This is a genomic window from Salinibacterium sp. GXW1014 (assembly GCF_044769865.1).
Taxonomy (GTDB): domain Bacteria; phylum Actinomycetota; class Actinomycetes; order Actinomycetales; family Microbacteriaceae; genus Homoserinimonas.
Genome location: NZ_JBIZWA010000001.1, coordinates 1481463 through 1503978, shown reverse-complemented (window position 1 = coordinate 1503978; position 22516 = coordinate 1481463). Strand labels below are relative to the sequence as shown.

Here is a 22516-nt window from a genome sequence, read left to right as displayed (position 1 = left end):
GGCGAGGATGAATGACATGGGTTCCGCCCTCGACCTCTTCAGCGCTGCCACGCGCGGCTGGTTCGAGGGTGCCTTCACGGGGCCGACCGCGGTGCAGGATGGCGCGTGGCGGGCCATCTCGGGCGGCGGACACGCGCTCGTGGTCGCGCCGACGGGCTCGGGCAAGACGCTGGCCGCGTTCCTGTGGGCGATCGATCGACTCGCGGCCGAGGCATCCGCAGACCGCGCGCCGGGCACTCGCGTGCTCTATATCTCCCCGCTCAAGGCGCTTGGCGTCGATGTGGAGCGCAACCTGCGTTCGCCGCTCGTCGGCATCACGCGCACGGCGACCATGCTCGGGATGCCTGCGCCGTCAGTGAGCGTCGGCGTGCGGTCCGGAGACACGCTGCCCGCGGAACGGCGTGCCCTGCAGAAGTCGCCGCCCGAGATCCTCATCACGACGCCGGAATCGTTGTACCTGATGCTCACTTCCTCGGCACGGGACGCGCTGCGCACGGTCGACACCGTGATCGTCGATGAGATCCATGCCGTCGCGGCGACCAAACGCGGTGCGCACCTCGCGGTCTCGCTCGAACGACTCGACGCACTGTTGGAGAAGCCGGCGCAGCGCATCGGGCTCTCGGCGACCGTGCGCCCCCGCGAGGAGATCGCGCGCTTCCTCGCGGGCTCGGCACCCGTCTCGATCATTGCGCCCGAGTCGGCGAAGCGTTTCGACCTCGCGGTGAGCGTGCCCGTCGAGGACATGACCGAGCTCGGCTCGGCACCCGTGCGAGAGGGTGCGACGGCGAGCGCGGCGCCCCAAGCATCCATCTGGCCGCATGTGGAGGAGCAGATCGTCGACCGCATTCTGGAGTGCCGGTCGACCATCGTGTTCGCGAACTCGCGGCGGCTCGCAGAGCGCCTGACCGCGCGGTTGAACGAGATCTATGAGGAGCGGCTTGGGGGTGAGGCTGGGGGTTTCGATACGGTCGCTTCTCCTGGAGGAGACGCTTCGCGACCTGACTTAGGCACGGCCGCAAGCGCCCGTGCTACTCAACCCGCGGGCGTGCCGGCGCAAATGATGGGGGCTTCGGGACAGACGGGTGGTTCGCAGGGCCTGCTCGCGATGGCGCACCACGGTTCCGTGTCGAAGGAACGCCGAGCCATGATCGAAGACGAGCTCAAGTCGGGGCGGCTGCGCTGCGTCGTCGCGACCTCCTCGCTCGAGCTCGGCATCGACATGGGGGCGGTCGATCTCGTGGTCCAGGTCGAGGCACCTCCCTCCGTTGCATCCGGCCTGCAGCGCATCGGGCGCGCCGGTCACGGCGTCGGCGAGGTGTCTCGCGGCATCCTGTTCCCCAAACACAGGGCCGACCTGCTGCACTCCGCGGTGGCGACCGAGCGGATGACGCAGGGCCTGATCGAACAGATCGCGGTGCCGCAGAACCCGCTCGACATCCTCGCGCAGCAGACCGTCGCCGCCGTGGCCCTCGAGCAGCTCGATGTGGAGGAGTGGTTCGACACGGTGCGGCGCAGCGCCCCCTTCGCCTCGCTGCCCCGAAGCGCCTACGACGCGACCCTCGACCTGCTGAGCGGCCGCTACCCATCCGACGAGTTCGCGGAGCTGCGACCCCGCATTGTCTGGGACCGCGTCAAGGGCACCATCACGGGCCGACCGGGCGCGCAACGCCTCGCGGTCATGTCGGGCGGCACGATTCCCGACCGCGGCCTCTTCGGCGTCTTCATGGTGGGCGACGAGGGCGGCGGCAGGCGCGTCGGCGAGCTCGACGAGGAGATGGTCTACGAATCGCGCGTCGGCGATGTCTTCGCGCTCGGCGCGACGAGCTGGCGCATCGAGGACATCACGCACGACCGCGTCGTCGTCTCCCCCGCCTTCGGGCAACCGGGCCGGGTGCCGTTCTGGAAGGGCGACGGGCTCGGACGGCCCGCCGAACTCGGTCGCGCGATCGGCGAGTTCACGCGCCAGGTCTCGGCCGGCCGCGAGGAGTCCATGCGGGAGCGCCTCGCGGAGGTCGGCCTCGACGAGCGCGCCGTCAACAACCTGATCGCCTTCGTGCGAGAGCAGAAGGAGACGACGGGCCACGTGCCCACCGACCGCACGCTCGTCGTCGAACGCTTCCGCGACGAACTCGGCGACTGGCGGCTCGTGCTGCACTCACCCTTCGGCATGCCTGTGCACGCGCCGTGGGCGCTCGCGGTGAGCGCGCGCATCCGTGACACCCTCGGCATCGACGGTGGCGCGATGGCGGCCGACGACGGCATCGTCGTGCGCATCCCCGACACGGATGCTCCCCCGCCCGGCGCCGACCTCTTCGCCTTCGACCCGCACGAGTTGGGCGACATCGTGACGCGGGAGGTGGGCGGTTCCGCCCTCTTCGCGTCACGCTTCAGGGAGTGCGCCGCCCGCGCCCTGCTCCTGCCCCGCTACAACCCCGCCCGGCGCTCGCCCCTGTGGCAGCAGCGGCAGCGCGCCGCGCAGCTGCTCTCGGTCGCGGCGAAGTATCCGACCTTCCCCATCGTGCTCGAGACGGTGCGAGAGGTGCTGCAGGACGTCTACGACCTGCCCGCCCTCACGGAGCTCGTCACCGAGGTCGAGGCACGCAGCATCCGCATCGTCGAGGTGGAGACGGACTCAGCGTCACCCTTCGCGCGCTCGCTCCTCTTCGGCTATGTGGGCGCGTTCATGTACGAGGGGGATGCGCCGCTCGCCGAGCGACGGGCCGCCGCGCTCTCGCTCGACTCGGCCCTGCTGGGCGAACTGCTGGGCCGCGCTGAACTGCGCGAGCTGCTTGACGCCGACGTCATCGAGCAGACGGAGCGCGAACTGCAGCGGCTCGCCCCCGAGCGGCAGGCGAAGGATCTCGAGGGCGCGGTCGACCTGCTCCGGATGCTCGGACCAATGACCCTCGAAGAGTTGCAGGACCGCACGAGCACATCCATAAAGGAGACGGAGCTTCGGGACCTCGAGCGCAGCAACCGTCTCCTCGCTGTCTCGATGGCGGGAGCCCCGCGGTGGGCCGTCGTCGAAGATGCCGCTCGGCTCAGGGATGCGCTCGGCACGCCGCTGCCCGTCGGCATCCCCGAGGCGTTCCTCGAACCGGTCGAAGACCCGGTCGGTGACCTCGTGAGCCGCTACGCCCGCACCCACGCGCCTTTCACCGCGGCCGAATGCACCGCTCGGCTCGGCCTCGGCACAGCCGTCGTCGGGGATGCGCTTCGCCGCCTTGAGCTGCAGCGCCGGGTCGTCGAGGGCGAGTTCCGCCCCGGCAGCAGCGGCGCGGAGTGGTGCGACGCCGAGGTGCTGCGGCGCCTGCGTAGCCGCTCACTCGCCGCGCTGCGACAGGAGGTCGAGCCCGTCGACGGGCCCACGCTCGCGCGCTTCCTCACGTCCTGGCAGCACGTCGACGAACCACTCAAGGGCGTCGACGGCGTCGCACAGGTGATCGAACAGCTCGCGGGCGTGCCCATCCCCGCCTCAGCCCTCGAGACCCTCGTGCTGCCCGCCCGGGTGCGCGACTACTCCCCCGCCATGCTCGACCAACTGACCGCGACGGGCGAGGTCGCGTGGACGGGCGTCGGCTCCCTCGGCTCCTCCGACGGCTGGGTCGCCCTGCACCTCGCCGACACCATGCCCTTCACTGTTGCCGAGGCGGGAACGCACGACGAGAGCGAACTGCACGCGGGCATCCTCGATGCGCTCGCCGGTGGTGGCGCCTACTTCTTCCGCCAGCTCACGGATGCCGTCGGCGCCTCCCTGGGGTCGGCCGTCGCCGACGACAAGGCGATGTCGACGGCGCTCTGGGACCTCGTGTGGGCGGGACTCGTGACGAACGACACGCTCGCCCCACTCCGCTCCTACGCGGGCGGCCCCGCGCGCCGGCCCGCCCCGCGCACGCGGTCGTTCCGCGGTCGTGCGCGACTCACGATGCCGAGCCAGTCCGGTGGCCCCAACGTCTCGGGCCGCTGGTCGCTCGTGCGCCGGTCCGGGGGTGACGACACGACCGTGCGCGGCGTCGCCGTCGCGGAGGGGCTCCTCGAGCGGCACGGGATTGTGACCCGCGGCGCAGTCATGAGCGAGGGCATCCGTGGCGGGTTCTCGCTCGCCTACAAGGTGCTCAGCCGCTTCGAGGAGAGCGGCCGGGCACGCCGCGGCTACTTCGTCGAGGGTCTCGGCGCGGCCCAGTTCGCGACAGGGCCGACAATCGACCGCCTGCGCAGCTTCGCCGTCGACCCGGATGCCGCGCCGCGACTCCGAGCGGTCGCCCTCGCGGCGACGGACCCGGTCAACCCCTACGGCGCCGCGCTGCCCTGGCCCACGCATGAGGGATCGCATCGACCGGGGCGCAAAGCCGGCGCGCTCGTCGTGCTGGTCGACGGGGCACTCGTGCTCTACGTCGAGAAGGGCGGCAAGAGCACCCTCCTCTTCGACGACGAACCCGCCGTCGTCGAAGCAGCGGCCGCGGGCCTCGTCGCGGCCGTGCGGGCAAGCGGCCGGCGCACACGCGTCGAACGGGTCAACGGCGACTTCGTCGTGGGAACCCCGCTCGGCGATGCCCTCACGACCGCGGGGTTCGGCGTCACGCCGCAGGGGTTGAGCCTGCGTGCCTGAGGGAGACACCGTCTATCTGACCGCCAAGAACCTCAACGAGGCACTCGCCGGTCGGATGCTCGAGACCTGTGACATCCGCGTCCCCGCCTTCGCGACGGTCGACCTGAGCGGCAGCGTGATCGACTCGGTCATCCCTCGCGGCAAGCACCTGCTGACCCGCATCGGGGACCACAGCATCCACACCCACCTCAAGATGGAGGGCGCCTGGCACCTCTACAACCACGGCACCAAGTGGAAACGCCCCGCGTACCAGGCACGGGTCATCCTGGGCACTGAGGAGCGTCTCGCTATCGGCTTCGAGCTGGGTCTCGTCGAGGTCATCCGGCGCGACGAGGAGGAAGCGACGCTCGCCTTTCTCGGGCCAGACCTGCTCGGGCCCGACTGGGACGCCGAGGAGGCGCTTCGCCGCGTGCTGGAGCGACCCGATCGGCCCGTGTTCTACGCCCTGCTCGACCAGAGGAACCTCGCGGGCCTCGGCAATGAGTACGTCAACGAGATCTGCTTCCTGCGGGGAATCCTGCCGACGACCCCGGTGAGGGAGGTTCGGCAGCCGGGGAAGCTGATCGACCTGTCGCACCGGCTGATCCACGCCAACAAGGACCGCACGGAACGCATCACCACCGGGCGGATGCGAGGGGCGAAGGCCTGGGTCTACGGACGCACGGGACGCCCCTGCCTGCGCTGCGGCACCCCTATCCGCAGCGCCGATTTCGAGTCGCCCGGCGAGCACACGCGCCGGAGCCACTGGTGCCCCAACTGCCAGCGCTGAACCGGGCTGCGCTGAGTCCTGGACGGGCAAGCGCCGGTGTTAGTGTGGCGTGGAAAACGGCGTCGCACGCCGTGCCCCAGACCCTCTCGCGAAAGGCGCCCCTGCATGAGTTACATCAAGTCCGCGGCGTTGGAGGAGACGGGCTTCGTGATCCTCGACCGCTACGAGCAGGCGAACGACCCGAAGGAATGGCTCGACCTCGAGTACGTCGAGTGGAAGTCATCGGGCGACACCCGCTTCGCGCCCCTCACGAGCGCGAAGGGCGAGATCGAGGTCAACGGCTTCTGGAACCACACGCCTCCGCGCACCGACAAGGACGGCGTCTGGATCGCATCGCAGGTCGAGAAGGCCCCGACGCTCGCCCGTCGCGCGCAGGAGCCCGGTGCGAACGTGGGGCGCTGCCGAGTGATCGAGCTCAAGCCGACCGAATACGCGGAGGCCCTCTACAACCTCCACCAGGACGACAACAACCGACTCAATCCCGACGGCAACGGCTGGATCGTGCGCGGCTTCTTCAACCTGAGCGACGACGCGGATTCCTGCCTGATCCTGCGTGAGGAACGCTACGACCCCGACACCGAGGTGCGGATTCCCCTGCCGGCTGGCGCCCAGATCATCGTCGACACGCAGCGCTTCTGGCACGCCGTGTGGCATCCGGGGCCGGCGAACCGCTACTGCCTCATCACCTCCTGGGAGTCGGGCGCCCAGCTCGACGCCTACATCGAGAAGTGGCACGGCACGAGCGCGCACACGAGCGCGCCGCTCGACCCGGCGTTGGCCGCGGATGCCGAGCACGAGGTGCAGCGCCGCCTCGCCGAGCGTGCTGCCGCGCTCGCGGAGCGGGGATCAAGCGATGCGCGCGAAGCGGCGCGCGGCGCCTGGGGCGCGTCTGACGCCTAGGGCTATTCGGCCGCCGGGGTGTGATCCCTGATGAGCCCCTCGGCCATGAGCTTGGCCCGCGCACCAGCGCCGCGGTCACCCATCGTGGCCGTGATGATGCAGCCCTTCATGAGGATCTGGAGTGAGTGAGCGAACTCATCGAGGTCGGTGAGCCCGGCACGTTCCGCGATCCCGCGGATGGTCGATCGCACCGTATTGAGGTGCGCGATGCTGGCCTTGCCGAGCGGATGCTCCGGCCCCATCTCGAGCAGCACCTTGACGAAGGAGTCACCCTCGAAGTCCTTGCTCGCGAACCACTCGTCGAAGATGTCGAAGATTGCGAGGAGCTGGTCGACGGGGTTGTCTGAGCGTTTGGCCGCCTCAGCAACGATGAGTTCGGAGGTCCATACCTGCTCACGCCGATTGAGGAACGCTTCTGCCAGTTGGTCTTTCGAGCTGAAATGACGGTAGAAGGTCGCGATCGCGACCTTGGAACGACTGATGATCTCGTCGACACTCACATCGCGGATGCCGCGACGAGAGAACAGGTCGTACGCGGCTTCGAGGATGCGCTCGCGTGCGCCCTGCTTCGGTGTATCTGTCATGGCGCGCACCATCCTAGCCACATAAGAACGATCCCTCTACTCGTGTACCGGTCTGTCCACTGCCCCACGAACGAGGGAAGAGGATCCGTTCTCATCATAGTGAACGTTCTCTACGAATGGGGGACTTGACAGAACGCTCTCTCTCCCCCCTATATAGGTATAGAGCGAACGTTCTCATGAGAGGAATCGTTCTCTCGCAGATTGCATCGACAGGAGAGGGACAACGTGAACAAGACTGCTGTGCCAGCCGCCGCACCGATCCCGCGCGCCGAAGCAGTGAGCCGGCCCGCCACCATTGACGCGCGGGTCTCAGATGACGCCGTGCGGGACTACCTGCAGGGCATCGCCGCCATCCCGCTGCTCCTCCCGGAGGAGGAGCCGGAGCTGGCCCGCACCATCGAAGCGGGCGTGCTCGCCCGCGAACAACTCGACGCAGGCGTCGACGACGCAAAGCTGGCTCGCGAATACCGCCAGCTCGTGCAGGACGGCGAAGCCGCCTACCGCCGTTTCGTGCGGGCGAACCTGCGCCTCGTGGTCAGCGTCGCGAAGAACTACTTGGGTCACGGGGTGCCATTCATGGACCTGATCCAGGAGGGCAACATCGGTCTCGACCGCGCGGTCAAGAAGTTCGACTACGCGAAGGGCTACAAGTTCTCCACCTACGCCACATGGTGGATCCGGCAGTCGATCAGCCGGTGCATCGCCGACTCGTCGCGCCTCATCCGCATCCCCGTGCACGCGGCGGAGAAGGTCGTGACGGTGCGCAAGCTCTATCGCGAGCTCGAAGCCGAGTCGGGGCGCCGCCCCACGATCGAGGAGATCGCCGCCGAGACCGGATTCGCACCGGAGAAGGTGCAGATGTACCTCGACGTCGACCGCGACCCCGTGAGCATCCACACCCCCGTCGGCGACGAGCAGGACACCGTGCTCGGCGACCTCATCGAGGATGACCAGCACGCGCCGGTCGTCGACATCGTCAGCACGGGCATCCGGCACGAACTTCTTCACAAGTGCATCGCGACCCTGCCGGAGCGCGACGCCAAGGTACTGAAGCTTCGCTTCGGCATCGACGGTGACGCACCGATGACCTTCGACCAGGTGGGCGCGGTCTTCGGCATCTCGCGCGAGCGGGTTCGCCAGATCGAGCAGCGGGCACTGCGGGCCCTTCGTGCGCGTGAGTTCAGGGGGGCCTTGGCAGACGCCTAGTCTCACCGCGGTGGAGATTCGGGACTCCACCGCTTCTCCGGCAGGGTGCTGTTCGGGTCAGCATCCCGCCTCACAAGGCCCCGGGACCATCGGCCCCGGGGCCTTCTTCGTAGAATCGGGATCAGCCAGTACCGACCGAGCGGTATGTTTTTCGCCAAGCGAAAGGGTCCCCATGCAGAGCGACGAACTCACCGACATCCTCCAGACCGTGCGCGAATTCATCCGCGAGCAGGTGGTTCCGCGGGAGGAGGAGATCGAGGAGCTCGACGCGATCCCCGATGAGTTGCGCCGGCAGGCGGCAGCAATGGGGCTCTTCGGCTTCTCGCTCCCCGAGGAGTACGGCGGCTTGGGTCTCAGCATGCACGAGGAGGTGCAGCTCGCCTTCGAGCTCGGATACACGACGCCCGCCTTCCGATCGATGTTCGGCACCAACAACGGCATCGCCGGCCAAGTGCTCGTGAACTACGGCACCGAGGAACAGAAGGCCGAGTGGCTGCCGAGGCTCGCGTGCGGTGAGACGATCGCGTGCTTCGCCCTGACCGAGGCCGAGGCGGGGTCCGACCCGAGCGGCATGCGCACGACGGCGGTCCGCGACGGTGACGAGTACGTCATCACCGGGTCGAAGCGCTTCATCACCAACGCGGACCTCTCGCAGGTGCTCGTCGTGTTCGCCCGCACCGACGCATCCGCCAAGGGCTCCGCCGGCATCTCCGCCTTCCTTGTCGACGCGGATGCCGCAGGCGTGACGATCGGACCGCACGACAAGAAGATGGGGCAGGAGGGCACCTGGACCTCGGAGCTCTTCTTCGACGGTGTGCGCGTCGGGCTCGACCGACTCGTCGGCGGCGCCGAGGAGGTCGGCTTCAAGGCGGCCATGGCATCCCTCGCGAAGGGCCGCCTGCACATCGCGGCGATCTGCGTTGGACAGGCGCAGCGCATCCTCGACGAGTCCGTTGCCTATGCCGCCGAGGCCAAGCAGGGCGGGAAGGCGATCGGAACGTTCCAGCTCGTGCAGGCCATGCTCGCCGAGTCCTACGCCGAGCTGCTCGCCGCACGCGAGATGGTGCTCGGCGTCGCGCGCCGCTACGACACGGGCGAGGACCGCAAGCTCGGCCCCTCCTCGGCCAAACTCTTCGCGAGCGAGATGCTCGGCCGCGTCGCCGACCGCGGCGTGCAGGTGCACGGCGGGCTCGGCTACATGCGCAGCGTGCCGGTCGAGCGGTTCTACCGCGCGGCGCGGCTGTTCCGCATCTACGAGGGCACGAGCGAGGTGCAGAAGCTCGTGATCGCGCGGCAGCTGCTCGCTGGTGCGAAGTAGTCAGGGTCGCGAGGCGCCCAGCAGCGCACCAAGGCGAGCCGCGGCATCCGTCAGCGCTTCGACGGCGGCAGGGAGCGAGGCGTCGCTGATGCGCGCCGCGGGCCCCGAGATCGAGACGGCCGTCGGCACGGGCGCGCCTGGCACGGCCATCGCGATGCACCGCACGCCGACCTCCTGCTCCCCATCGTCGATCGTGAAGCCCCGACGCCGCGACTCGCGGAGATCGTCCAGCAGCGCCGTCTCGCTTGTCAGGGTCGAGTCGGTGAAGCGCGGCATTCCCGTGCGCCGCACAAGATCGGTCACCCGCTGTTGCGGCAGCGTCGCGAGGATCGCCTTGCCGACCCCGCTCGCGTGCGGCAGCACCCGCCGTCCCGCCTCGGTGAACATGCGCATGTGGTGGCGGGATGCCCGCTGCGCCACGTATGCCACCAGGTCGCCGTCGAGCACGGCGAGGTTCGCGGTCTCCTCGGTTGCCCGCTCGAGCTCCTCGAGCACGGGCCCCGCGATGACGGCGGCCTGTGGCGTCGCCCGGCTTCCCAGCGTGATGAGGGCGGGGCCGAGGGCGTAGCGACGGTCGTCCGTCTGGCGGGCATAGCCGAGCGAGGTGAGCGTGGCGAGGAGCCGGTGCGTCGTCGAGGGGGCGAGCTCGGCTCGGGATGCGACATCCGCCACCGTCGCATCGCCGGGTGCATCGGCGAGCGCCTCGAGCACCCTGAACGCCCGTACGACCGACTGGACTCCGCTGGGCTCCTGCGGCACGATTCACCCCATTCCACATCATGGAATGGATGCCCCATTCCTGCGACTCGAAGCCTAGGGTAACCAGCACCACCACCGAGCCACGAAGGGGAGACGCATGAGCGCCTACGTCACGAGGAGCGACCTTTCGGTTGCGCCGCAGATCGCCGAGTTCGCCGAGGAGACGCTCGCGTCGTTCGGCCGGGACAGCGGGGCGTTCTGGCAGGGCGTGAGCCGAATCATCCGGGACCTGACCCCTGTCAACGAGCAGCTGCTGCGTGTGCGCGACGAACTGCAGGCGCAGATCGACGAGTACCACCGGGCGAACCCCGGGCGGCCAAACCCGGCCGAATACCGCGCCTTCCTGGAGAAGATCGGCTACCTGCAGCCCGAGCCCGCCTCGGCGCAGGTCACGACCGAGAACGTCGACGCCGAGATCGCGAGCATCGCCGGGCCGCAGCTGGTCGTGCCCCTGCTCAACGCCCGCTTCGCGATCAACGCCGCGAACGCACGCTGGGGCTCCTACTACGATGCGCTCTACGGCACGGATGCGATCAGCACGGAGGGCGAGCTGGCCCCCGGCAAGGGCTACAACGAGGCCCGCGGCGCCCAGGTGATCGCCCGCGGCCGCGAGCTGCTCGACCTCGTCGCCCCCCTCACGGAGGGTTCGCACGCCCAGGCGACCGCCTACCGCGTCGAGGGCGGCCGTCTGGTGGTCGAGCTCGACGGCACCACCTCGACGACGGATGCCTTCGCCGGCTACGTGGGCGAAGCATCCGCCCCCTCCCGCGTGCTACTGAAGCACAACGGGCTGCACGTCGAGATCGTCATCGACCGCGACGGCGCCATCGGATCAACGGATGCCGCGGGCGTGCAGGACATCGTGCTCGAATCCGCCATCACGACGATCATGGACCTCGAGGATTCCGTCGCCGCGGTCGACGCCGAGGACAAGTCGCTCGGCTACCGCAACTGGCGCGGCCTCATGGACCGAAGTCTCTCGGAGGAGGTCAGCAAGGGCGGCAGCTCCTTCACCCGCGTGCTTGCGGAGGACCGCGACTACACCGCCGCCGACGGTTCGACGCTCACCCTTCCGGGCCGTTCGACGCTCTTCATCCGCAACGTCGGCCACCTCATGCGCACCGATGCGGTGAAGGATGCCGCGGGCAATGAGGTCTTCGAGGGCATCCTCGACGCCATCATGACGGCGCTCGGCTCGCTCGCCGACCTTGAGGGCGACGGGGCGGGCGGCAACTCCCGCACGGGATCGATGTACATCGTGAAGCCCAAGATGCACGGGCCCGACGAGGTCGCCTTCGCCGTGCGCCTCTTCGGTGCCGTCGAGGAGCTGCTCGGCCTGCCGGCCCGCACGCTCAAGGTCGGCATCATGGATGAGGAGCGCCGCACCTCGGCCAACCTGGCGGCCTGCATCGCCGCGGCATCCGATCGTGTCGTCTTCATCAACACGGGCTTCCTCGACCGCACGGGCGACGAGATCCACACCTCCATGCAGGCGGGGCCGCTCGCACCCAAGAGCACCATGCGCGCGCAGCCGTTCATGAAGGTCTACGAGGCGCGCAATGTCGGCATCGGTGTCGACACCGGGCTCGACGGCCGCGGCCAGATCGGCAAGGGCATGTGGGCGATGCCCGACCTCATGGCCGACATGCTCGAACAGAAGGGCGCGCATGTCGAGGCCGGGGCATCCACCGCCTGGGTTCCCTCCCCCACCGCCGCGACCCTGCATGCGACGCACTACCACCGCCGCGACGCCTTCGCCGCGCGGGCGGCGCTGCCAAAGGTCGGCGGCGACAGTCTCGACGTTCTGCTGCAGGTACCGCTCGCCGGTGACGACGAACTCACGCCCGAGGTCGTGCAGAACGAGGTGAACAACAACGTGCAATCGATCCTCGGTTACGTCGTGCGTTGGATCGACCAGGGCGTCGGATGCTCGAAGGTGCCCGACATCCACGGCGTCGCCCTCATGGAAGACCGCGCGACCCTCCGCATCTCGAGCCAGCTGCTCGCCAACTGGCTCGCGCACGGCGTGATCACGGAAGCCCAGATCGATGAGGCGATCGACAAGTACTCGATCGTCGTCGACGAGCAGAACGCGGGCGACCCCTTCTATGAGCAACTGACGAAGAACTCGGCCAACAACATCGCGCGGGAGGCCGCACGTCGGCTCATCGTCGAGGGCGCCGCTCAGCCGAGCGGCTACACGGAACCGATCCTGCACGAGCTGCGTCGCCGCAAGAAGGCCGCCAACCTGGTCTAACCGCGACACAGGAGAGGCCCGGCTCGCGCGAGCCGGGCCCCTCCTTGTTGCTGCGCCCCTACTGCGGCAGGCGCAGGATCGGCTTGATCACCTCGCCCGACTTGGAGTCGGCGAGCGCCTGCTCGATCTGGTCGAACTCGTAGAACTTGACCAGTTTGTCGAAGGGGAAGCGGCCCTGCTTGTAGAGCTCGACGAGCGCCGGGATGAGCTGGCCGGAGCGCCCTCCACCGCCGAGCACACCGACGACCCGCTTGCCCCACAGCGTGCTGAGGTGGTCGAGTGAGAACCGCGCCCCGGCGGGGGCACCGCCGATGAGCACAAGGGTTCCAAGCATGCCGACCGTCTCGGCCATCTTCTCGATGACGGGGATGACGCCCGTGCAGTCGTAGGCGAAGTCGACGGTTGACCCAGTGATCTTCGCGACCTCCTCGACGAGGTCGTTGTCGCGGGAGTTGATCGTGTGAGTCGCGCCGAACTCGCGGGCCATCTCGAGACGGTTGTCGTGCACGTCGGCGGCGATGATCGTCGTGGCGCCCGTGTTCGTCGCTGCCATGATCGCGGCGAGGCCGACCGCCCCGACGCCCACGATGAGCACTGAGTCGCCGAGCCTGGGCCGCGCTTCATTCAGCACGGCACCGGCGCCCGTGCCGAGGCCGCACGCGAGTGGCCCCACCAGCTCGACGGGGGTGTCGCCTGGCACCTTGACCAGCGCATCCGCCCTCGTCAGCGAATAGGTGGCGAACGACGACTGGCCGAAGAAGTGACCACTGATCGTCTCGCCATCGCGGCTGTACGCACTCGTGCCCGACTGCTCGCCCTTGAAGCGTCGCCCTGACACGAGCGCGTCGCCCGTGCGCAGGCAGTAGCGGGGTTCCCCGTCGAGGCAGTTGCGGCACTCGCCACACGACGGCCACCCGATGATGACCTTGTCGCCGACGGAGACCTGCGTGACCCCCTCGCCGACCTGCTCCACGACGCCGGCGCCCTCATGGCCGAGGATCGCGGGGAAGGTGACTCCCATGTCGCCCTCGCGGGAGATCAGGTCGGTGTGGCACACCCCCACCGCGGCGATGCGCACGAGCGCCTCACCCCTGCCTGGTGCCTCAAGCTCGACCTCCTGCTGCTCGAATGCCGCGTCCTGCTCTTCAACGACAAGTGCCTGGATCTTCATGCCGCCACCGTGCCACCGCGCGCCTGAGCATTCAACGATTTGCACGACGTTCACAGGTCGAGGCCTGCCGATCGACACCGACACCGACGTTGAGACCCTCGGCGCACACAGAGGCGCGAGAAAAGCCGCACCCTGACGAACCGAAAGCTCATCTGGACGTCAAGCCTTCGCCGCCGAGAGTCCGCATGGCCCGAGAAGAACCGCAATTCTTTTGATTTTCGGCAACCGCGGCCGACTTTGAGACCTTTTCGGGCGTCAGATGATCATCTCGCGCTCGCGAGTACGCCACACTGACTCTCCGGGGCCAGTCCCGCCGAGACCTTCAGGGGCATTGGACTCCACCAACCACCAACCAGAGGCGCCACCGAGGTTGCGCACGCACCCGTGTTGCGTATGCCCAGAACGGAATTCATCCACCACTAGGTTCTTCTAGGGTGCCGGAAGGATCGGGCGCCGCGGTGATTTCAGAGAGGAAGTTGCATGGCACGCATCGGTATTGTCACCGAGCGCGACAAGGAGACGAGAGTCTCGGCGACGCCGCAGACAGTCCCCAAGCTGATCCAGCTCGGGTACGAGGTCGTCGTGGAATCGGGAGCTGGCGCGTCAGCGTCATTCGCAGATCCGGCATACGTCGCGGCAGGAGCGCAGGTCGTCGACCGCGCCACCGCCTGGGCCTCAGACATCGTGTTGAAGGTCGAGGCGCCGACGCCGGATGAGGTCGCACTGCTCGCCGACGGAGCCACGCTCATCGGCCTGCTTGCGCCCGGGCTCCGCCCCGAGATTCGCGAGTCGCTCGAGACCCGCGGCATCACCGCCCTCGCCATGGACGCCGTGCCCCGCATCTCGCGCGCCCAGTCGATGGACGTGCTGTCATCGATGGCGAACATCTCCGGCTACCGTGCCGTCGTCGAGGCGGCCCACGAGTTCGGTTGGTTCTTCACGGGACAGGTGACGGCGGCGGGCAAGGTTCCGCCCGCCAAGGTGCTCGTCGCGGGCGCCGGTGTCGCCGGACTTGCCGCGATCGGCGCCGCATCGAGCCTCGGCGCGATCGTGCGCGCGACCGACCCGCGCCCCGAGGTCGCCGACCAGGTCAAGTCCATCGGTGGCGAGTACCTCAAGGTCGAGGTCGAGGTGGAGCAGTCCACCGACGGCTACGCCAAGGCCACGAGCGAGGACTACGACCGGCGAGCTGCCGAGATCTACTCCGAGCAGGCGGCTGAGGTCGACATCATCATCACGACCGCCCAGATCCCCGGGCGGCCTGCGCCGCGGCTGATCACGGCGGCGGATGTCGCAACCATGAAGCCGGGCAGCGTGATCGTCGACATGGCGGCGGGTTCCGGCGGCAACGTCGAGGGCTCGGTCGCCGGCGAGCGCGTCGTCACCGACAACGGCGTGATCATCCTGGGCTACACCGACCTGGCCGGGCGTCTTCCCGCCCAGGCCTCGCAGCTCTACGGCACCAACCTGCTCAACCTGCTGAAACTCCTCACCCCCGGCAAGGACGGGCAGCTCACGATCGACTTCGACGACATCGTGCAGCGCTCCGTCACGGTGGTGCGCAACGGCGAGGGCACCTGGCCTCCGCCCCCCGCGCAGGTCTCGGCCGCGCCCGCGAAGGCGCCCGAGGCATCCGTCGAGCCCGCCAAGGAAAAGAAGAAGATGTCGGCGGGAGCGAAGTACACGCTCTACGGCCTCGGCATCGCCCTCTTGTTCTTCGTGGTCGCGGTCGCGCCCGAGCCGCTGCCACAGCACTTCACGGTGCTGGCGCTCTCGGTCGTCGTCGGCTTCTACGTCATCGGTAAGGTCGCACACGCCCTCCACACCCCGCTCATGAGCGTGACGAATGCGATCTCGGGCATCATCATTGTCGGCGCGATCCTGCAGCTCGGTTCCGAGAACCTCGTCGTGCAGATCCTCGCCGGCATCGCCGTGCTCGTGGCCAGCATCAACGTGTTCGGTGGCTTCGCGGTGACCCGTCGAATGCTCAGCATGTTCTCGAAGGGAGCCCAGCAGTGAGCGCCACCACAATCGCGGGGGCGGCGTACCTGATCGCCGCACTGTTGTTCATCCTCAGCCTCGCTGGGCTGAGCAAGCACGAGACGGCCCGCCGCGGCGTCACGTTCGGCATCGCCGGTATGGCGATCGCGCTCATCGCAACCGGTGTCATCGCCGTGCAGAACGCCTGGGACAGCCCAGCCGGCATGCTCGGCCTCGGCATCCTCGTCGTCGTGATGATCGTCGGCGCCGTGATCGGCCTCTGGCGCGCACGCGTCGTCGAGATGACGGGCATGCCCGAGCTCATCGCCCTGCTGCACTCCTTCGTGGGTGCCGCTGCCGTGCTCGTCGGCTGGAACGGCGCCCTCGACGCGCCGCACCTTGAGGGCGCACTGAAGGATATCCATCACGCGGAAGTCTTCATCGGTGTGTTCATCGGTGGTGTGACGCTGACCGGTTCCATCGTGGCGTTCCTCAAGCTGTCGGCACGCATGTCGTCGAAGCCGCTCGTGCTGCCGGGCAAGAACTTCCTCAACCTGGGGGCCCTCGTCGCGTTCGTCGCACTGACGGTCTGGTACGTCATCACCCCCGAAATGTGGCTCCTCGTCACGGTCACGGTGCTGGCACTGCTCCTCGGATGGCACCTGGTCGCCTCGATCGGCGGCGGCGACATGCCCGTCGTCGTCTCGATGCTGAACAGCTACTCGGGTTGGGCTGCGGCCGCCGCGGGCTTCCTGCTCTCGAACGACCTGCTCATCGTCACGGGTGCGCTCGTCGGCTCCTCGGGTGCCTACCTGTCGTACATCATGTGCAAGGCGATGAACCGCTCCTTCATCTCCGTCATCGCGGGAGGCTTCGGCATCGAAGCACCCGCCAAGGGCGGGGACGAAGACCAGGGCGAGCACCGCGAGATCGACGCCGAGGCCACGGCCGAGCTGCTGGCTGGCGCCTCGAGCGTCGTCATCACCCCCGGCTACGGCATGGCCGTCGCGCAGGCGCAGTACCCGGTCGCGGAACTCGCGAGCCGCCTACGTGAGCGTGGTGTCGAGGTGCGCTTCGGCATCCATCCCGTCGCTGGCCGCCTGCCCGGGCACATGAACGTGCTGCTGGCAGAGGCGAAGGTGCCCTACGACATCGTCCTCGAGATGGATGAGATCAACGACGAGCTCGCGGAAACCGACGTCGTGCTCGTCATCGGCGCGAACGACACCGTCAACCCCGCCGCTGCAGAGGACCCCAGCTCGCCCATCGCGGGCATGCCGGTGCTGCGGGCATGGGAGGCGCGTAACGTCGTCGTGTTCAAGCGGTCGATGGCCTCCGGCTACGCGGGCGTACAGAACCCGCTGTTCTTCCGCGAGAACGCGCAGATGCTCTTCGGAGACGCCAAGGAGCGCGTGGAGGACATCCTCCGCACCCTCTGACGCATCCGGCGCACACCGACGGGCAGGTCGACCTCACGGTCGGGCCTGCCCGTTGGTGTTTACGATCCCTCACTCGCTGCCGTCGAAGAACACCTGAACGGGCCCTCCCGCAGGCGAGCAACGGATGAACGACAAAGGCCCCGACTCCCAATGACTCACTGGGATTCGGGGCCTTCAGTCCTGGTTAGGGGCCGGGGCGCGTCACCCCTCCACGGGCTCGCCAGCCCACGCCGCGCGGATGATTCCCTCGACGTCGGACAACTCAACCTTGCGGGGATTGGATGCCGGGATCGCCTCAGCCGCAAGGCGCGCGGCCTCGGGGATGTCCTCCTCCTTCAGCCCGAGTTCGGCGAGTGAGCCGACGACACCGAGCGAGGCCCGCAGGTCATACAGGCCGGCCGCCGCGGATGCTCCCCCGAGAGCGGAAGAGACGCGGTCCGCAGCATCCGGAGCGGCCGGGGCATTGAACGCGGTCACATAGGCGAGCACGATTGCGTGCATCTCGGCATGTGACAGTGCGTATGCGCCGCCGAGCACATGGCAGATCTTGTGATGCATGCCGCTGCCAGCCGACGCGAACGCGACCGCCGCGAGGTAGGCACCGTAGAGGGTCTGCTCGCGCGCATTGATGTCGTCCGGGTCGGCGTGAAGCGCTCGCAGTCCAGGGAACAGTGCACGGATGCCCTCGGTGCCGAGAGCGGCGTTGATCGGGTCTGCCCGTGGCGCCCAGAACCCATCGACGGCGTGCGCCACCGCGTTCAGTCCGCTCGCGGTGGCGAGATGGGCCGGCAGGGACGCGGACAGGGCGGCGTCGTACACGATGACTCTTGGAAGCACGCGGTCGTCGACGCCGGTGGTCTTGCGCGATCCCTCGGTCTGCCCCCAGACGTTCGTTGCCTCGGATCCAGCAAAGGTCGACGGAATCGCGATGATCGGCAGCCCGGTATCGCGTGCGACCACCTTTGCCAGGCCGGTGGACGATCCACCTCCGATCGTGACGATCGCGTCGATCCGCTCCTCCTCAGCCAGCGCCACCGCGGCCCGCGCGTTCTCGACGGGAACATGCTGGACGATGTCATGGATGCGCGCGACAACGGGAGCAGCGGCGGCGATCTCGTCAGAGACCTCCATCGCGAACGCGTCGGCGATGAGCAGCACGCGGCTGGCGCCGAGGCCCTCGATCGCGGCCACGGCGTTCTCGCGCGCACGCCCGGTGCCGAACAGCACCCGCTGCCCGAGCGTGGTGTGGTCAAAGGCGATACTCATCAGTGTGCGTTCTCCCGGCTGAGCACAGCATTGAGCGCCGCCTCAAGGGCCGCCTCAGGATCATCCACCCTCGAGATCGAGCGGAACGCGACGATCTTGTCGGGGCGCACGAGCAGAACTCCGTCCTCCTCGACGCCGCGCAGCTTCGCCCAGTCGTAGTACAGGTCGGTGACCTGGCGGCCGGGGCCGATCACGACGGCCTTGACAGGGATGCCGGTGCGCGCCGCGATGCGCTCGGCCGCCTCGGCCCACGGGTCACCCGCGATGCCGGTGAAGACCGTGAACTGGGTGGAAGGCGCCAGGTCGAGGGTCGACAGCCGCTGTGTGCTGTCACCCACCCACGCGTGCGGCAGTGGGGCGCCGGGGGCAGTGCCGGGCGTGTAGTACAGCTCCGGGTCCAGGCCCTCGGTCGACGGCTTTGGGCTACCGTCCGAGACGACCGCATTCGACTCGTAGAACTGCCCAAGCTCGACGCCGTGCGCGTTGAACTCGTAGTTCTTCAGCTCCATCGCCCCAATCAGGGCAGCTCGACGGGCGCGTCCGGCATCCGTGTCCAACGTGCGCTCGGCGATGGCGTCGAGCATCCCCTGCTGGTCCTCGGCGCTCGTCACGCCCAGCGCGTCGAAGAACCCGCCGAACTCGCGCGACGACTGGTTCGCGCGCGTCACGATCTGCTTCGCGACCGGCGCGCGCTCAGCCTGGTAGCTCTCGAGTAGGTTCGCGCCGGCGTAGCCCCTCAGCACCGCCGCGAGCTTCCAGGCGAGGTTGTAGGAGTCCTGGATGGAGGTGTTCGAGCCGAGGCCGTTCGACGGTGGGTGGCGGTGGATCGCGTCGCCGCCACAGAACACGCGCCCGTTCGACACCGTCGTGGCGTACATCTCGTTGTTGCCCCAGAGGCTCGTGCCGGTGATCTCGACGTCGATCTCGCGCGTGCCCAGCAGGTCAAACACGATCTCCTTCGCAGCCTCGAAGTCGATCGAGGGCGCCGGCTGGTTGATGTCATAACCCCAGACGATCAGCCACTCGTTCCACGGACGAACCATGCGCACAAGACCCGCACCGATGCCGCCAACGTTCGCGCCTGGCTTGACCACCCAGTAGAGCACTGAGGGGCGGTGGCCGACGAGGTGCTCCAGGTCTGCCTTGAAGGTGATGTTCATCGAGCCTGCGATGTCCATCTGGCCCTCGAAGTCGAGGCCAATGTCTGCGGCGACCTTCGAGCGGGCACCGTCTGCCCCATAGAGATACTTCGAGCGCACCGTGTACTCGAGACCCGTGGTGCGGTCGAGCACGGTCGTGGTGACGCCCGTGGCGTCCTGCTCGTGCCGCACGTACTCGGCCGAGAAGCGCACCTGCGAGCCACGCGCAGCGGCGTGCTTGACCAGGATCGGCTCGAGGAGGTGCTGCGGCATGTCGGAGTTGAGCACCGGCGACGCGGACTCGTAGTCGGCGTGGCGACGAGGGCTCGTGCCCCAAGCCCGGATGCGGCCGAACTCCTCGCCGGCGATGGCCGAGCAGAAGACCGTGTCGCCGACCAGCTCGTGCGGGGTCGCCTCGCGCTCAACATCGGCGAGCACGCCCATGTCGCGGAAGAACTCCATGGCACGCTGGTTGGTGATGTGGGCACGGGGAGTGTTCGCCGTCCACCGGTACTTGGTGACGTTGATGTTCGGGATGCCGTACGTCGACAGCGCGAGCGACATCGCCGCGCCGCTCGGGCCGGAGCCCACCACGAGCACATCCGTCTCGACCATGCCGTGCTTTCCGAGCTCGGTCGCCGCGATCCCATCGTCAAATACCGTCATTGGTCTGTCCTTACAGCGTTCATGGGGCACTCCTTCGTTGGTAGGTGGCGCCTCCGCCGGTCATCGTCGCGACTCCCGGGGGCGCCGTGCTTTGAGTGTGGTGGGTCATGTTCCACTCACGAAACCGGAGACGCGAGAGGGGGCACTGTGCCGGCGCCCCCTCCCGTGTCGATCGTGCGTCAGATTTCGACGACGAGCTTCCGGTGCTGGCCCTTGGCGATGTTGGGCCACACGTCGCCGAGGCTGCTCAGGGGCACGCGCTCGACCTCGAGAGTCAGCTGGCCGGCGTTGGCCCAGCCAACGAGCTGCTGGTAGGCAGCCTCCCACTCGTCGAGCGGGACGATCGGCTTGAGGTGACCGAAGACACTGCGGCCGGTCAGGAACGGGTAGGCGATCGTCGTCGCGGGCTGTCCACCGGACATGCCGACCACGACGTAGCGGGCGCCGATCTTGGTGGCGGGCAGCGCCGCGGCGAATGCCGGGCCCATGACCGTGTCGAGCACGACGTCATAGCCAACGTGCGCGGCCGACTTGATCGCCTCGGCGTCGCCTTCCTCGCCGGTCAGCACGACGTAGTCGTCGATCTTGCCGTCGGCCTTGAGCTTCTCGAGGGTCTCGACGCTGCGGCCCGCGCCGACGACGCGGCTCGCGCCGAGCAGCTTGGCGGCCTGTGCGCCGATCTGACCCACGGCACCCGTTGCGCCGAGCACGAGGACCTCATCGCCCGCGCGAAGCTGGGCACGCCACTGCAGGGCGGTCAGGGCGGTGACGCCCGACGTTCCGAGCGCCGCCGCGAGACCGTCGTCGAGGCCCTCGGGGATCGGGTAGTAGCGCGAGCGGTCGCCGAGCAGTGCCTGCTCGGCGAGAGCACCGTATGGGGCCTTGACATCGCTGAAGTAGACGCGGGTGCCGTCGGCGAGACGCCCGACACCCTCCGAGCCGACGACCGACGGCACGATGGGCGGGCCGAACGGGCCGCCAGCTGCCAGGCGAAGGTCGATCGGGTTGAGCGCGGCGACGACGACGTCGACGATCTGCTCACCGGGCTCCGGGTTCGGTGCCGCGAACTCGTCGATGACCGGGACACCGGCCACCTCCTTCAGTACAGCTGCCTTCATGGTGGTCTTCTCCTTGACGTTTCCCTCGCCGAGGCGGTCTTTCGACACGCCACCCTGCGAAGTGATCTGGTTGCGGAACATATCGGTCGAGCGGGAGCCGAGACCAAGCACGTAGCGGATGGACCGCTCACCGACGAGGTCCCAGTCCATGAAGGCGTGATTCGCGATGACGTCGATGTCGCGACGGTAGCGCTGCAGGGGGTCCTTCGTCTGGTACGGGCTCGAGCCCATGCCGTCGCAGAGGAGGCCGATGATCTCCTGCGCCGCGTGCACGATCGTGGTCTGGTCGAGCTCGATCTGCCCGATCTCCTGCTGGGTCCACGCCTCGAGCGCATCACACTTCTCGATCGAGTCGTCGAGGATCTTGTAGTACAGGAGCTGCGCCATCCGCAGCTTCTCCCACGCTGTCGCGAAGCGCATGCGCGACTGCGGCAGATCCTGACGCGTGGCCCCACCGAACGCGCGGGTGGTGCCAAGGCGCTGCTTGACGATGTCGACGACGGCCTCGGCCGAGCCGAGCGCGATGCCCGTGATCATCATCCCGAGGCTGGCGTACGGGGGGTACCGCAGGAACTTCTCCGCGTGCACGGTGCCCGGGTGCTTCTCGATCGAGAGCATCTCCTCGAGCGGGATGCCGAAGTGCTCCGGCACGAACACTTCGTCCATGCTTACACTCGCGCTGCCCGTGGCGGCCATCCCCGACATGAACCAGTCGTCGTTGACCGTGACGCCGGGCTGGTCGAGCGGAACGAAGAAGGTCATCGCCGTCATCACGCCGTCGAGCGTGACCATCGACGACGCGAAGGTGTGCGTCGAGTTCCAGAGGCCCGACGCGTACTTGAACGTGCCGGTCAGACGAAATCCTCCGTCGACCTTCTCGGCCTTGCCCGCGGGGGTCAGGGGCGCCGACGCGAGCACGAACGTCGTGTCCTTGAAGATCTCCTCCTGCGCCTTGAGCGGCAGGTGCGCGGCCATCCAGCTGTGCTCGATCAGGAATCCGAGGGCCCATGCGGCCGACGTGTCGCCGTGTGCCAGCACTCGGGAGACCTCGGCGAGGGCGCGTGAACCCAGGCCGTGTCCGCCCCACACCTTGGGCGTGAGCATGTCCATCAGGAACTCGGCGTCCTTGATGGTCTGCGGGGGCTGGTAGCGCAGCGCCTCCGCTTCCTGCGCTCGCGCGCGGAGGGTCGGGATGAGCACCTTGGCTCGCTCGATGAATCGGTCCGTCGTCGCATCGAACTCCGGGTCCCCGGCTCCATACGATGCCGGCTCCACCGGGGCGGTGCGCGTCGTTTCGGCAATGCTCATTTGCATGCGCCCTTCTCTGGGTCTCGC

General features: G+C 68.3%; 14 protein-coding genes. 8 read left to right on the top strand and 6 right to left on the bottom strand.

Going from position 1 to position 22516, the window contains the following annotated elements; all coding sequences use genetic code 11:
* Positions 1-16 precede the first annotated feature (16 nt).
* From ACIQK7_RS07420 to ACIQK7_RS07410, 3 genes are all read left to right on the top strand, one after another.
* Positions 17-4609 carry an ATP-dependent helicase gene (locus ACIQK7_RS07420; RefSeq protein ID WP_403022819.1) on the top strand — a complete coding sequence of 1531 codons (4593 nt, stop codon included), beginning with the start codon at positions 17-19 and terminating at the stop codon, positions 4607-4609.
* Positions 4602-5378: a DNA-formamidopyrimidine glycosylase family protein gene (locus ACIQK7_RS07415; protein ID WP_403022816.1), complete on the top strand. Its 777-nt coding sequence runs from the start codon at positions 4602-4604 to the stop codon at positions 5376-5378. The genes ACIQK7_RS07420 and ACIQK7_RS07415 overlap by 8 nt, the downstream gene beginning before the upstream one ends.
* A gap of 105 nt (positions 5379-5483) precedes the next feature.
* A complete protein-coding gene (locus ACIQK7_RS07410) occupies positions 5484-6278 on the top strand; it encodes a hypothetical protein (protein ID WP_403022814.1) in 795 nt (264 codons plus the stop codon).
* A 2-nt stretch (positions 6279-6280) separates the two neighbouring features.
* On the opposite strand, the gene ACIQK7_RS07405 is transcribed toward ACIQK7_RS07410, so the two are convergent.
* Entirely contained in the window at positions 6281-6862 is a 582-nt protein-coding gene (locus tag ACIQK7_RS07405; RefSeq protein ID WP_403022812.1) for a TetR/AcrR family transcriptional regulator, read from the bottom strand.
* Positions 6863-7087: 225 nt separating this feature from the next.
* Between ACIQK7_RS07405 and ACIQK7_RS07400 the strand changes: the two genes are divergently transcribed.
* Positions 7088-8068, top strand: coding sequence for an RNA polymerase sigma factor RpoD/SigA (locus tag ACIQK7_RS07400; RefSeq protein WP_403022809.1), 981 nt, complete (start codon positions 7088-7090; stop codon positions 8066-8068).
* Positions 8069-8240: 172 nt separating this feature from the next.
* A complete protein-coding gene (locus ACIQK7_RS07395; RefSeq protein ID WP_403022806.1) occupies positions 8241-9386 on the top strand; it encodes an acyl-CoA dehydrogenase family protein in 1146 nt (381 codons plus the stop codon).
* Here the strand turns inward: ACIQK7_RS07395 and ACIQK7_RS07390 are convergent, their stop codons facing one another.
* The gene (locus ACIQK7_RS07390) at positions 9387-10145 is read right to left on the bottom strand and encodes an IclR family transcriptional regulator (RefSeq protein ID WP_403022803.1); all 759 of its coding nucleotides are present in this window, start codon (positions 10143-10145) and stop codon (positions 9387-9389) included.
* Positions 10146-10242: 97 nt separating this feature from the next.
* Here ACIQK7_RS07390 and ACIQK7_RS07385 point away from each other — a divergent pair, with 97 nt between their 5' ends.
* Positions 10243-12402 (top strand): malate synthase G, encoded by a 2160-nt coding sequence (locus tag ACIQK7_RS07385; RefSeq protein ID WP_403022801.1) that lies wholly within the window; start codon positions 10243-10245, stop codon positions 12400-12402.
* A gap of 58 nt (positions 12403-12460) precedes the next feature.
* Here the strand turns inward: ACIQK7_RS07385 and ACIQK7_RS07380 are convergent, their stop codons facing one another.
* The gene (locus ACIQK7_RS07380) at positions 12461-13573 is read right to left on the bottom strand and encodes an NAD(P)-dependent alcohol dehydrogenase (RefSeq protein WP_403022798.1); all 1113 of its coding nucleotides are present in this window, start codon (positions 13571-13573) and stop codon (positions 12461-12463) included.
* 480 nt (positions 13574-14053) lie between these two features.
* Between ACIQK7_RS07380 and ACIQK7_RS07375 the strand changes: the two genes are divergently transcribed.
* Together ACIQK7_RS07375 and pntB are read left to right on the top strand one after the other, a co-directional pair.
* Positions 14054-15592 (top strand): Re/Si-specific NAD(P)(+) transhydrogenase subunit alpha, encoded by a 1539-nt coding sequence (locus ACIQK7_RS07375; protein ID WP_403022795.1) that lies wholly within the window; start codon positions 14054-14056, stop codon positions 15590-15592.
* On the top strand, positions 15589-16992 hold the full coding sequence (gene pntB, locus ACIQK7_RS07370) for a Re/Si-specific NAD(P)(+) transhydrogenase subunit beta (RefSeq protein ID WP_403022792.1): 1404 nt from the start codon (positions 15589-15591) through the stop codon (positions 16990-16992). The genes ACIQK7_RS07375 and pntB overlap by 4 nt, the downstream gene beginning before the upstream one ends.
* 201 nt (positions 16993-17193) lie before the next feature.
* Here the strand turns inward: pntB and ACIQK7_RS07365 are convergent, their stop codons facing one another.
* The 3 genes from ACIQK7_RS07365 to ACIQK7_RS07355 form a co-directional block, all read right to left on the bottom strand.
* Entirely contained in the window at positions 17194-18258 is a 1065-nt protein-coding gene (locus ACIQK7_RS07365) for a maleylacetate reductase (protein ID WP_403022789.1), read from the bottom strand.
* Positions 18258-20063 (bottom strand): FAD-dependent oxidoreductase, encoded by a 1806-nt coding sequence (locus ACIQK7_RS07360; RefSeq protein ID WP_403022785.1) that lies wholly within the window; start codon positions 20061-20063, stop codon positions 18258-18260. Before ACIQK7_RS07360 ends, ACIQK7_RS07365 begins: the two co-directional genes overlap by 1 nt.
* Positions 20064-20242: 179 nt before the next feature.
* Positions 20243-22489, bottom strand: a complete 2247-nt coding sequence (locus ACIQK7_RS07355; RefSeq protein ID WP_403022783.1) for a zinc-binding dehydrogenase — start codon at positions 22487-22489, stop codon at positions 20243-20245.
* Positions 22490-22516 lie beyond the last annotated feature (27 nt).

Coding starts and splice junctions, on each gene's coding strand:
- ACIQK7_RS07395 (WP_403022806.1), top strand. CDS start 8,241: ATGCAGAGCGACGAACTCACCGACATCCTCCAGACCGTGCGCGAATTC.
- ACIQK7_RS07420 (WP_403022819.1), top strand. CDS start 17: ATGGGTTCCGCCCTCGACCTCTTCAGCGCTGCCACGCGCGGCTGGTTC.
- ACIQK7_RS07365 (WP_403022789.1), bottom strand. CDS start 18,258: ATGAGTATCGCCTTTGACCACACCACGCTCGGGCAGCGGGTGCTGTTC.
- ACIQK7_RS07385 (WP_403022801.1), top strand. CDS start 10,243: ATGAGCGCCTACGTCACGAGGAGCGACCTTTCGGTTGCGCCGCAGATC.
- ACIQK7_RS07405 (WP_403022812.1), bottom strand. CDS start 6,862: ATGACAGATACACCGAAGCAGGGCGCACGCGAGCGCATCCTCGAAGCC.
- ACIQK7_RS07380 (WP_403022798.1), bottom strand. CDS start 13,573: ATGAAGATCCAGGCACTTGTCGTTGAAGAGCAGGACGCGGCATTCGAG.
- ACIQK7_RS07410 (WP_403022814.1), top strand. CDS start 5,484: ATGAGTTACATCAAGTCCGCGGCGTTGGAGGAGACGGGCTTCGTGATC.
- ACIQK7_RS07355 (WP_403022783.1), bottom strand. CDS start 22,489: ATGAGCATTGCCGAAACGACGCGCACCGCCCCGGTGGAGCCGGCATCG.
- ACIQK7_RS07375 (WP_403022795.1), top strand. CDS start 14,054: ATGGCACGCATCGGTATTGTCACCGAGCGCGACAAGGAGACGAGAGTC.
- ACIQK7_RS07360 (WP_403022785.1), bottom strand. CDS start 20,063: ATGACGGTATTTGACGATGGGATCGCGGCGACCGAGCTCGGAAAGCAC.